Raw genomic sequence first — 12741 nt, 5'->3', positions numbered from 1 at the left:
TTTTTAAATTGACAGGGAGGGTTCGAGATGTTGAATTTTAATATAAAGGATTTACAGAAGGATTGGCGGGTTGAGGAAATTACCTGGGGAGTACTGCCTTATAAGAGACCAAGGGTCGCCGGCTGCAATGCCAGGTTGGGGGTACACGGCCCTGGCGGCAATGTGCCTGTTGCCCGTATCAAAATAGGCGGTATATATGGTTTTGGCTGGTGTGAACTAAACAGGGAAAAGGCGGGAAAAATTATCGGATTGCCGGTAACTGCCTTGTTTGACCATAAAGGTATGCTGAAGGAAGAGTACTACGGTTTGGACTTTGCTATTCTGGACTGGCTGGGACAGGTTTTTGACAAGCCTGTTTACCAGCTGGTGGCTAAGAATCCTGACGGTATAAATTGCAGGAATTTTTCGGTTCCCGTATATGATACGTCGATTTATTTTGATGAGCTGGAAATCAAGGATAACGAGGAAGCGGTAGAATTTATATGCAAAGAAGTGGACTACGGTTTGGCAGCGGGACACAGGAATTTCAAGGTGAAAATCGGACGCTGCGGCATGTGGATGGATATTGCTGAAGGGCTTCAGAGGGATATAGATGTCGTTCTGGCAATCCGCAAGCGTATCGGTCCTGACGGGAAATTGATGGTGGATGCCAACAACGGATATAACCTCAATCTGGCAAAACAGTTCCTCAAGGCAACTGAAAGCGCAAAGCTTCATTGGCTGGAAGAAGCCTTTCACGAAGATGACCAGTTATATATGAGACTGAAAAAGTGGATGAAAGAGGAAAACATCCAAACCATGATAGCGGATGGAGAAGGTTATGCAAGTTCGGCCATTGAAGATTGGGCAAAAAAAGGTCTTATAGACGTCCTGCAATATGATTTGAGAGGTTACGGCTTTTTCCGCTGGATGAAGCTGGGGGCCGAACTGGACGGTTTTGGAGTATTGTCCGCACCTCATAATTACGGTGGTTTCTATGGGAATTATGCACAGGCGCATTTCGCGGCAGCGATAGACTGCTTTGCATTTGCAGAATGGGATCAGGCGGCTGCCGAAGGAATTGATACCTCGGCTTATTCCATAAAGGATGGCAGGATACTTGTTCCGAATAAAAAGGGCTTTGGGCTGGAACTGGATAGTAAGGTATTCGATGCTGCGGCAGAAAAAAACGGTTGGAAACTATAAATTTGCAGTATAATGAATACTTGAATTTTTTGTCGAAACAGGTATATAATGAAACCGAAATAATTAAATGTGAAATATAAAATTTAAATTATACGGGTGTCATAAATGCGGAGTGAGAATGCGTTGGGGAAAAGGATTTTAGCGGTTTGTTTGTTAATATTGACAGCTTTCTTATTAATTCCCCTGTCAATTGCAGGAGATCATAATCAACTGACGCAGAACACCAAGGCTGTAAAAGGGATCATAAACCTTGAAGAATGGGATCTCAAAATTGATAAAGTGATTCAGTTGAACGGGGAATGGGAGTTTTACTGGGACCAATTATTGACACCTGAAGATTTCAAAAAAGAAGGTAAAGAAAAGCCTGATTTGACAGGATATATGAAAGTGCCTTCCCAATGGAACGGGAAAGTTTTGAACGGAATTTCCCTGCCTGCATATGGCTGTGCCACTTACAGGCTTGTTCTGAAGAATATGCCTTCAAATCAGGTTTATGGTTTAAAAAAGAACATTATCCGTTTTTCCAGCAGAATTTTTCTTAATGGCAGCAAGTTCATGGAAGACGGGAATCCGTCAAAAGATGACGGAGCATACAGATCGGGTAATTTACCAAAGGTTGCCTTTTTCTACAGCAACGGCGGGGAAATGGAAATCCTTATACAGGTTGCCAATTACGAATATATTAATTCAGGTATTCCTGTATCCATAGTTATTGGAGAACAGTCAACAATACTGGCTACCCAGCAAAAAAACAGTCTGCTTGAATTCTGTGTCTTCGTAATATTGGGAACTATTGCACTGATATATTTTATATTTTTTATGACCGCCGTTTTATCCCAAAGAAAAGATTATTCATTATTGGCCTTTGCCGTATTATGTTTGATACTTGCGGTCAGCAATGCGTTTACAAGCGAGAGACCCATTCTGGACATATTGCCGCGTATTCCCTTTGTGGTTGTGTTTAAGCTGAGGGACTTCTTCATATTTGCCTGTTTCATAGCGTTGGCATGTCTGATGTACCAATTAAAAAAAGGTATTCTTTCTTTAAGAATTACCAAACTTATATCCTTTGTTTTTGGTGTATACCTCCTGGCAATTATTTTTCTGCCGATACATACCTATATAAGGGCTCAGATATTTATAGTGCTTTTTGATGAGATATTCCTTATTGGATTACTTGCAAGAACGGCAGTACTTTTTGTTAAAAGCCGCAGAAAAGATACCATTGAGCATTTGATACTTTTTATTGCTGTGCTGATCATAAACCTGTATTCCGTTGAGCTCATCCTGCTTGGAGCAGCTTTAAAAACAAATATCTGGTACGGACAGATTTATATAATCTGCTTTGCCATCATGGTGATTTTTCTGTTATTCCTCCGCTATTTTGATGCATACAGCACCATCAAAAGCATGTCAAACCGGCTTCTCCAATTGGACAGGCTGAAGGATGATTTTCTGGCCAATACCTCCCACGAACTGAAATCACCCTTAAATGCCATCATCAGTATAACCGATTCCATTATAAAAGGGGTGGAGGGCCCTGTAAATCACCTGCAAGCTCAGAATCTTTCCATTGTTGTCGGAAGCGGAAGAAGGCTTTCAAACCTTGTAAACGATTTATTGGATTATTCGAAAATGAAAAACGGAGACATTGAACTGTATAAAACCAGTATAGATGTAAAAACCATTGTGGATTCGGTAATCAAGGTTTACAGGTTTATTACCGGAGGAAAGGAAATCTCATTGATAAATAATGTTCAGTCTGACATTCCGGCTGTTTATGCAGACCGTGACAGGCTGACACAAATCCTGTACAACTTGATCGGAAACGGCGTGAAATTTACTGAAAGAGGTCATGTCGAGGTAAGTGCCACCCTGTACCAGGATAAGGTCAAGATCTGTGTTTCAGACACAGGGATCGGTATTGCCGAAAACATGCAGGAAATCATATTCAAATCCTTTGAACAGGTCGATACCTCTGAAACAAGAAGGTATGAGGGAACAGGCTTGGGATTGAGCATAACCAGGAGACTGGTAGAGCTTCATGGGGGAGAAATCAGTGTGAAGTCCAGTCTGGAGGAGGGAGCGGCCTTTACTTTCACATTGCCGGTGTCCCATGGCAACCCGGCAGCTGTGGATAAGACAATGCATTATGAACCGCAGTCCGGGAAAACCTATGAACCGGATTCCGGGTATCCCATCCGTATTCGCGGCGATTTGCCCGAGAATATCCTGGTAGTGGATGATGATTATGCAAATCTTCAGTCCATTATAAACCTGCTTAAGATGGAGAAGTACTCAATTACTGCGGTAAACAGCGGACAGAAAGCGCTGGACGAAATAGCCGGATGTCCTGATACGGCTCTGGTCATTCTTGATATAATGATGCCCGATATGTCAGGGTATGAGGTGTTGATAAAGATACGTGAGCGTTTCTCATTGTTTGAACTGCCTGTTCTGATGCTGACGGCAAAGAACCGTATTGCAGATATTGTCATGTCACTTGAAAATGGAGCTAATGATTTTGCCGGTAAGCCTTTTGAGGCCGAAGAGCTGAAAATGAGAGTAAAGACCTTGACCAAGCTTAAAACATCCGTAAAGAGAGCAAAAGATGCCGAGATTGCGTTTCTGCGTTCCCAGATAAAGCCCCACTTCCTGTATAATGCGCTCAATTCCATTGCGGCATTGTGCATAGACGAGCCTCAAAAGGCGGAGGATTTGATAATACAGCTTTCAGCGTACATAAGAAACAGCTTCGATTTTAAAAAATTGGACTCCCTGGTTACCATGGAAAAAGAGCTGGAACTGTTAAAAGCGTATTTAAATATCGAAAAGGCACGTTTTGGTGCAAGGCTGAATGTGGAATATGATATTGATGAAAATCTGAATATCCTCATTCCTCCGCTGATTCTGCAGCCTTTGGTGGAAAATGCGGTCCGGCATGGCCTGATGTCAAATTTACAGGGCGGAACAGTCAAAATAACCATAAAAAAGCTGACCGGCATTGTTAGTTTTATTGTAGAGGATAACGGCAGTGGAATCAGCGGGGCAAAGCTGGGGGAAATACTCGGCTCCAATGTTGAAACAAAGGGAGTCGGGATCTGGAATATAAACCAGCGGCTGAAGCTGCTTTATGGGAAAGGCATTCAATTTGAAAGCAGAGAAGGAGCAGGCACCAGGGTTTCATTCCATATTCCGGTATAGATAGGAACCGGAATCTCAAATCCGGTTATCTATTGGAGCAACGCAGAAATATATACGGTAAAGTGTAAAGGCAGGGGAAATCATGTTAAAAACCATCCTGGTAGATGATGAGGAATTATCAATTAAACGTTTGAATAAAATTCTGGCAGAGTGCGGCGAAATACAAATATGCAATACGTTTTCCAATTCATTGGAGGCTTATGAATATATAAAAGAAAATAAAATTGATGTGGCCTTTCTGGATATTTCAATGCCGGATATGGACGGTATGACTTTTTCCGGTATGCTGCGGGATATGGACAGTGACATCGATGTAGTTTTTATAACGGGATACGATGAGTATGCGGTTAAAGCTTTTGAACTGAATGCCCTTGATTATCTCCTGAAGCCGGTGACTTCGGAACGGCTGCAAAAGACCCTGGATAAAATTAAAAAGAAACGCAGGTATGTGCAGAAAAATCCCGGTTTAAAGGTTTCCTTTTTTAACGGGTTTAAAATTTGCACGGCAGGAGATGAGGGAAGGGAAATAAAGCTGAGAAGCCCCAAAACCGAAGAGCTTTTTGCCTTTATTGTATATAAGGGAACCACAAACCGGGAAGAAATTGTCGATACACTGTGGGAGGGTTTTGACTTTGATAAGGCATTAAAGAATATAAATTCCAATATATATTATATCCGTAAGGCTTTGAGTGTTTATGGGCTGGAGGATTGCATAAAAACAGGCAAAAAGGAAATCGGCATTGAAAAGGGCAGGGTTGCCTGTGATTTGTTTGAATTTGAGAGATTGATCAAAGAAAGTAAAAAAAACAGTATAAAGGATGCGGGTATTAATGAGAAAGCAATAGAACTCTATTCGGGAGGTTTCCTGAACGGGAAGGGTTATGAATGGGCTCTTGAAAAGGCACGTAATCTTGAAAAAGACTATATGGAATTGTTGGAGGAAGCAGCCCGGTATTATGCGGAATCAGAACAGCCGCAAAAGGCGTTGGCAAAGTTATTCAAAATTCTTGAAACTGATTCTTTAAGAGAAGATGTCCATTATCAGATCATTCTTCTATACATGGGCTTGGGAAAGAAAAATGAAGCCCGGCAGCAGTATCTGATGTTGGAAAAACTTTTAAAGGAAGAACTGGGAATAAGGCCGAAGGCAAAAATACGAAGACTCTTTCAATAAAGAAGATGTGCAGTTTGTAGAAAGATTCCGGAGAACACCGGAATCTTTTTTTGTTTATTTTTTGTTTATTGCTGTCATATAAAATAAAATAAATGTCAAATAATGAAAAAAGAGAGGGAAATACAGAGTAGATTTTCCAAATTGTAATGCAATTAAAAAGATATTAAAGGAGAATATGCTAATGTTCAAAAGAAAAGAAAAGCTGAAAAAAATTTATAAAAATAAGCGTAAACTGCTTTCCATGTGGCTGATCATATGCTTTATATTCGCCATGCTGCCACTGGTCCCGGTTTCTGCGGCTACATTTGTATCAGGCGGACTTTTGTATAATGTACTTACCTCCGGCACTGTAGAAGTAGCTCAAAACAATTATACGGGGACAAGTTACACAATACCCAAACAGGTGACAAACGGCGGCACTACCTATGATGTGGTAGGTATCGGAGATAAAGCGTTTTATCAGTGCTCCAGCCTTAAAACGGTTACCATCAATGCCAACCTGAAAAGTATAGGAAGTATGGCGTTTTACTACTGTGTTGCTTTGGAAACAATTAATTTACCGAGTACACTCAATACTATAAAATCAGCTGCATTTGACAACAACTATGCACTTAAGGCGATTAATATTCCGGATAATGTTACAGCTATTGACCACTCGGTATTCCGCCGCTGTGACAGTCTTACATCACTTACAATGAAGAATGTGACAAGCATTGGAAACAGTTCGATTTCTTATTGTGCAAATCTTGAGTCAGTTACGGTGCTGAGTAATTTAGCAAATCTTGGAGGTCTGGCGCTGGCCTACACCCCGAAACTCAAAACACTGAAGCTCACAGGAGTGCCTCCTGCTTCAGTGTATCAAAACCCCTTTGTAGACGAAGACTTTGGTGAAAAAGACACTGTTGACAGGGAGCTGATTTTGGTGGATTCATCAGGCACTCCTTTGACAGGTACGGCCTTTACCAATGCCAGCGCAGCCTACAGAGCGGTAAATGATGGCAATACTGCTGATAATAAATGGTACAGCTGCAATATAGTACAGCCTAAAAGTACAAATGCCGGACTGGCCAGCGTAGCTGGACAGACGGATAGTACTCCCGGGCCTCAGCCAGGTATTAAAGCAAGCCCTATTGCATGGGAGATAAGTGTTCTTAACAATGTATCCACCCTCACTACTGCCAATATTGTACGTTCAGATCCAAGTTCGGCAGTTGCTTTGTACAGTGACAGCAATTTTTCAAATGCTACCTCAGCTCTTGCACTTGCCGATGGCGGAACTACCACAGCATATATTAAAGTCACTGCAGAAGATACTTCCATTGTAAAGTATTATGCGGTTGCAATTAGCCGGGCTGTGGCACCCAAACCGGGAACGCTGGCATTCAGCAGCAGTGCATACAGCGCAGCAGAGGATGGAACCAGTGTGAACATTACTGTAAACCGTACCGGGGGTAGTGATGGCAGCGTATCAGTAAAATATGCCACCAGCGACGGAACAGCCGCAGCAGGAAGTGAATACACCGTAGCCAGCGGAACTCTGACCTTTGCAGACGGACAAACCAGCAGTACCTTTACGGTAGATATAATAGATGATTCAGTTTATGAAGGAGATAAAACCGTAAACCTTGCATTGAGCAATGTTGCAGGAGGAGCCACTCTCGGAGCGCCGAATACAGCAGTGCTTACTATTATAGATAATGAACCGGCAAAACCGGTCCTTGCACATAACGTACCCGGGAATACAAAAAGCTTCTATAGCCTAATGGAGGGGTATGGCGCCGGAAACAGGGAAACCCTCAATGTAAAGATTATCTCTACCGGAACCAACAGTAATGTGAAAGTGGTTTTGAGCGGCAATGATGCCAATTGCTTCATTTTATCAGGAAATATAGATGCTCTGGGCAATGGAGAGGCCGGAATGTTTACGGTGGCATCAAAAGTAGGGCTGCCTGCAGGAACCTATAATGCAACGGTTACCGTCACCTCGGATGAATTCCCCGAAGGCGTCAGCTTCAGCGTAATTCAGCCGGTCGATGCTCCGGGCTGGTTTGCCCTGACTGCGGTACCGGGCAGCAGGCAGGTAAGGCTGAACTGGGATGCAGTGCCGGATGCACTTTATTACAATGTATACAAAGACGGTATCTATGTGGATACTGTGTTGGATGAGTATTCATATATGGTTGAGAACCTTACAAACGGCACGACCTACAATTTTGAAGTCAAAGCCGAGAATGACGACCACATAGTTATTGCCATATCAGATCAGGCGGCTTCAACACCGGCAGGTTTGCCTGAGGCACCTACAGGAGTGACTCCCATAGCAGGTGACGAAGAGGTTACGTTATACTTTATCCCACCTGTTGACGATGGAGGAAGTCCCATTACAGGATATGTGGTAACTACTTCCCCGGGAGGGATTACGGTTTTGGGAACAGAGAGTCCAATCACCGTCACGGATCTTACCAATGATGTGAGCTACACATTTACGGTAAGGGCTGTGAATAAAATTGGAGAAAGCGGAGAATCAGAACCGTCAAATCCTGTAATACCCACGGCTGAACCTGTATTGACAGTACCCGGCATAACAGCCCAGCCGGAAAGCCGGACTGTAAGGATAGGACAGACGGCAACCTTTGCAGTAACGGCTGCAGGGAGTTCTCCTCTTTTCTATCAATGGAAAAAGGATGGCGTCGATATAGACGGAGCTACCTCCAATACTTTGATAATAAATAATGCGCAGGGTTCGGATGCAGGGAGCTATACCTGCTATGTAAGCAATTCGGCAGGAAATACAACCAGCAATGCGGCTGCTCTCACAGTTAACGAGGCTGGATCACTGGTTCTTACTGCCGTGCCCGGCAACCAAGCTGTAAATTTAACCTGGAATAATGTTCCTGATACGGTTTACTACAATATATATAAGGACAATTTACTCATAGAAACTGTAAGTGGAAATGCATATACGGCTACCGGACTTGCCAACGGAATAACGTATAACTTTGAAGTTAAGGCAATGGACGCTGATATGAATGTTATTGCAGCTTCCGGACAAATCAGTGCCACTCCGGCAACAAATCCGGGGATACCCACCGCGGTGACTGCTGCAGCCGGAAACGGCCAGGCAACCGTAAGCTTTACTCCGCCCTCCGACAACGGTGGGAGTCCCATTACAGGATATATTGTAATTGCAAATCCCGGCGGCCTTACCGCAGGCGGAACGGGTACAAGCATTACAATCACCGGTTTGACCAACGGTACAGACTATAGCTTTATTGTAAAAGCCATCAATAGTGTCGGAATGAGTGCGGGCTCGGCACCGTCCAATGCAGTAAGGCCTTATAGCCCTTCCAGCGGAAACGGAGGCGGCTCTTCCCCTTCAACACCTTCGGGCGGAGGAGGGGGCAGCTCTTCCCCTTCTGTACCTTCAAAACCTGATTCCGGAGTGGATATACTGGTCAACGGAAAGGTTGAAAATGCGGGAACTGCAAACACTACAACACAGGGAAGTCAGAAAGTGACAACCATTACGGTGGACTCCCGGAAACTTCAACAGAAGCTGGAGGCAGAGGGGGATCATGCGGTGGTTACAATTCCTGTAAACACAAAAGCAGATGTGGTAATAGGTGAGCTCAACGCCCAAATGGTAAGGAACATGGAAAACAGGCAGGCAGTACTTGAGGTAAAGACTGAAACAGCAGCCTATACCCTGCCTGCACAACAGATCAATGTTAATTTCATATCCGAACAGATGGGCAGGGATGTGGCATTGCAGGACATCAAGGTGCAGATAGCCATTACCCAGCCAACACCTGAAACTGTAAAAATAGCTGAAAACTCGGCGCAAAAGGGCAGTTTTGCCATAGTGGCGCCTCCGGTAGACTTCTGGATAAAGGGCAGCTATGGGGGCAAGACTGTGGAAGTGAACAAGTTCAATGCCTTTGTGGAAAGAACCCTTGCAATACCCGAAGGGGTTGACCCAAATAAAATCACAACGGGAATTGTCATGGACCCAGGTGGCGAGGTAAGACATGTACCTACACAGGTTACGGTAATAGACGGCAAATATTATGCAAAAATTAACAGCCTGACCAACAGCACTTATTCTGTTGTATGGCATCCGTTGGAATTTAAGGATGCCGCCGGCCACTGGGCTGAGGAAGCCATTAACGATATGGGCTCCAGGATGGTCATAAGCGGAGTGGGCAGCGGGATTTTCCAGCCGGACAGAGATATAACCCGCGCCGAATTTACAGCCATTGTTGTAACGGCTCTGGGCCTGAAGCCGGGAATGGGAACGGTCAGCTTCACCGATGTTCAGGATTCCGACTGGTACAGCGGCTATATTAAAACTGCTTTTGAATACAATTTAATCTCCGGTTACAATGCGGAAAAATTCGGACCCAAAGACAGCATTACCCGGGAGCAGGCCATGGCTATAATCGCCAGGGCAATGAAAATCACACCGCTGAAGGTGGAACTGGACGGGGGCGAGGTGCAGAAGCTTCTTGGGGCCTACCTTGACGGGGAGAGAACGGCAGTTTACGCAAAGGACGGCATTGCCGCATGTGTGAAGGCAGGAGTGGTACGGGGCAGGAACGGCAATGTTCTGGATCCCAAGAAAAACATTACCAGAGCGGAAGTTGCCGTTATTGTGAGAAATATGCTGCAAAAGGCAGAACTCATATAAAAGGGCAGTATACCCGGAAATTGGTTGTTATTGCCGTCAAATTTATTCAAACCGGTTAAGTTCAGAGATAGGAGTAATGCCCTTAAAAGGGAGAAATGCTATAAGTTCAAGGAGAAAAAATAATGCTTTTAAAGGGAGAAATGCTATGAGAAGACAAAAATTACGGGTTCTTAATGCAGTATTATCGGCAGCCATAGTATTGACTACGGTGTTTGTTCCTGCAAGTGCCGGTGCAGCACAGCCGGAACAGGGAAAATACATCGTTGGTGACGGCAGCGGAGGAGGAGGAGGCGGCGCGTGCGGATCGAACCGTGCCGGGGGAGCAGGCGGTAATGGCGGCGGCGGTAACGACACAATTACAGGTACCTCCGGAAATGATGTTATATTTGGTGACGGCAGCGGCGGAGGTGCCGGATGCCGAAGTATAGGAAGTTCCATTAATCCACGCGGTGGCACCGGCGGCGGCGGAGATGATATAATTTTCGGAGGTGCCGGAGATGACATTATATTCGGTGACGGCTTTAACGGGCAGGATTATACAGGCTGGTATCCCGGTAACGGCGGCCTGGGCGGCGGAGGAGCAGGTGGATCCGGCGGTGACTTTGGTCAGCCTCCAACAGGGGGATTCGGAGGTATTGGCGGAGGCGGCGGAGGTGCCGGTGGAAGAGGGGATTGCTTTCCCGGAGCAACCTTAATTCCCGGAGTGGGAAACCCTGGTAGTTATCAAGTTGAAGAATACGGAGGAAATGGCGGAGAGAGTGCCTTGGCAAATGAAAATAGTCTGCCCGGACAAGGCGGTATGGCAAATTATTATTCAGGCGGCGGAGGAGCAGGTTTCGGCGGCGCTGCAGGAGGAAACGCCGGTTATAACTTAAACGGTCTTGGCGGGGCTGACGGAGATGACAATCAATATACATATGACGACAGTACAGGCAGTATTTTCGGATATTTCACGGGAACTGTACTCAGGTCTCTTTTATTAAACAATCCTAATTTCGGCGGCGGAAATGATGTTATAAATGGTGGTGCAGGCTATAACAACCTTTTTGGCATGGGCGGAAATAATACATTTATAGTTGACTCAGCCGATAATGCCGTCAGAACGGTTATATGGGATTTAAAGTTCGGCGATAAATTGCTTCTGGAGAATGATGGGATACTGGTGTCGGAAATTACGACAGGAAGTATATTGGATAATGCCATATACGGAGATTTTGACGGAGATGAGCTGGATGATGATACCCGTATTACTTTTAATGGAAGACCAATCGATCTCATAGATGTTATTTTATCGAACACAAATAATCTTGGAACCGGCGGAGAGATATCTCCGGCTAATTCGGCTCCTACTGTAAATTTAAATGACGGCATAATTGCATGCAATTTTACCAGTGCCCATGAGCCGGGTTTCGGGTATGGATTTGTCAATGACCGTGACGGTGATAAGGATTGGGACGGCGGTACTCTTGAAGTACAGATAACTTCAAATGCAAATGTTAATGACAGGATAGGTGTTTATGAGGAAACTCTGTTAACCCCGGTTCTGAATATTTCCGGAACCGACGTGTCCTCAAACGGTGTGACTTTTGGTACCATACCTCCTGTTATATCCACCGGGGCAAATACGCATCTGAAGTATTTTGTTACCGGCAGTTCGAAATATACCGTAGAATTCAATAATAATGCCACAAACGAGCTCGTGCGCAGATTTGTTAATATGCTTATTTTTAACACTTCGGCAAGTGGTGACGGAAACAGAATAGTTACCGTCAAACTTACCGATAAAAATGGCAATTCCTCAATTGATACGGCAGTGATAGGAAATACTGCTGTTCAGGCGGCACCTGTTCTCACGGGTGCTTATACCGATACATCAGGCAGAAAAGTCTATGCAACTTTCGATAAAGATATGATGGGTAATCCCGCAGGAAGACATAAACAATTTACTGTTACTGTTGATAATGTAGACTATTCAGCTATAGAAGTAAGTAATGATAACCGGGGTTCCACGTTGGAATTGACTTTGCCTTTTTCAATTTCATATGGGCAGTCTGTAAAGCTTTCCTATACAAAGGGGAGCATAAAGGCCCTTGATACAGGAGCTTTGGAGAACTTCCAACTCCAGGAGGTTGTCAATAATATTCCGTGTACCTATACTGTACCGGAAGCTCCTTTGAATGTTACGGCAACAGCCGGAAATGGTCAGGTAACAGTGAGCTTTGATGCACCCTTCGACGGAGGGAGCCCCATTACGGAGTATATCGTAACAACAAGTCCGGGTGGAATTACAACAACAGGCAGTGCAATATCTATAACAGTGGATGGCCTTACCAATGGAGTATCCTATTCGTTTACCGTTAAAGCAGTAAACGCTGCAGGAGAAGGGCCTGAGTCCTCCGCTTCAAATGAGGTGACTCCGCAGGTACAGGATAACGGCGGAGGAGATAACGGCGGAGGAAACAACGGCGGAGGAGATAACGGCGGAGGAGAT

Annotated in this window: 5 protein-coding genes; all 5 read left to right on the top strand. The window is 44.6% G+C overall.

The window, feature by feature from the left end; all coding sequences use genetic code 11:
• The first annotated feature begins 27 nt into the window (after positions 1–27).
• Positions 28–1185, top strand: a complete 1158-nt coding sequence (locus CTER_RS25505; protein ID WP_004630956.1) for an enolase C-terminal domain-like protein — start codon at positions 28–30, stop codon at positions 1183–1185.
• Between the two features lie 105 nt (positions 1186–1290).
• Entirely contained in the window at positions 1291–4389 is a 3099-nt protein-coding gene (locus tag CTER_RS25500; protein ID WP_004630989.1) for an ATP-binding protein, read from the top strand.
• Between the two features lie 82 nt (positions 4390–4471).
• On the top strand, positions 4472–5563 hold the full coding sequence (locus CTER_RS25495; protein WP_004630802.1) for a response regulator: 1092 nt from the start codon (positions 4472–4474) through the stop codon (positions 5561–5563).
• A 181-nt stretch (positions 5564–5744) separates the two neighbouring features.
• Positions 5745–10250 (top strand): fibronectin type III domain-containing protein, encoded by a 4506-nt coding sequence (locus CTER_RS27310; RefSeq protein ID WP_004630858.1) that lies wholly within the window; start codon positions 5745–5747, stop codon positions 10248–10250.
• A gap of 145 nt (positions 10251–10395) precedes the next feature.
• A partial coding sequence (locus CTER_RS29010) for a fibronectin type III domain-containing protein (protein WP_004630794.1) occupies positions 10396–12741 on the top strand: 2346 nt, incomplete at its 3' end.

The sequence above is a fragment of the Ruminiclostridium cellobioparum subsp. termitidis CT1112 genome, from assembly GCF_000350485.1.
In the GTDB taxonomy this organism is placed as follows: Bacteria; Bacillota; Clostridia; order Acetivibrionales; family DSM-1351; genus Ruminiclostridium; species Ruminiclostridium termitidis.
This window is presented reverse-complemented; position numbering and strand designations above follow the sequence as displayed.

What these genes read in the sequence shown, in the direction of transcription:
- CTER_RS25505 (WP_004630956.1), top strand. Translation starts at nt 28, where the DNA reads ATGTTGAATTTTAATATAAAGGATTTACAGAAGGATTGGCGGGTTGAG.
- CTER_RS25500 (WP_004630989.1), top strand. Translation starts at nt 1,291, where the DNA reads ATGCGGAGTGAGAATGCGTTGGGGAAAAGGATTTTAGCGGTTTGTTTG.
- CTER_RS25495 (WP_004630802.1), top strand. Translation starts at nt 4,472, where the DNA reads ATGTTAAAAACCATCCTGGTAGATGATGAGGAATTATCAATTAAACGT.
- CTER_RS27310 (WP_004630858.1), top strand. Translation starts at nt 5,745, where the DNA reads ATGTTCAAAAGAAAAGAAAAGCTGAAAAAAATTTATAAAAATAAGCGT.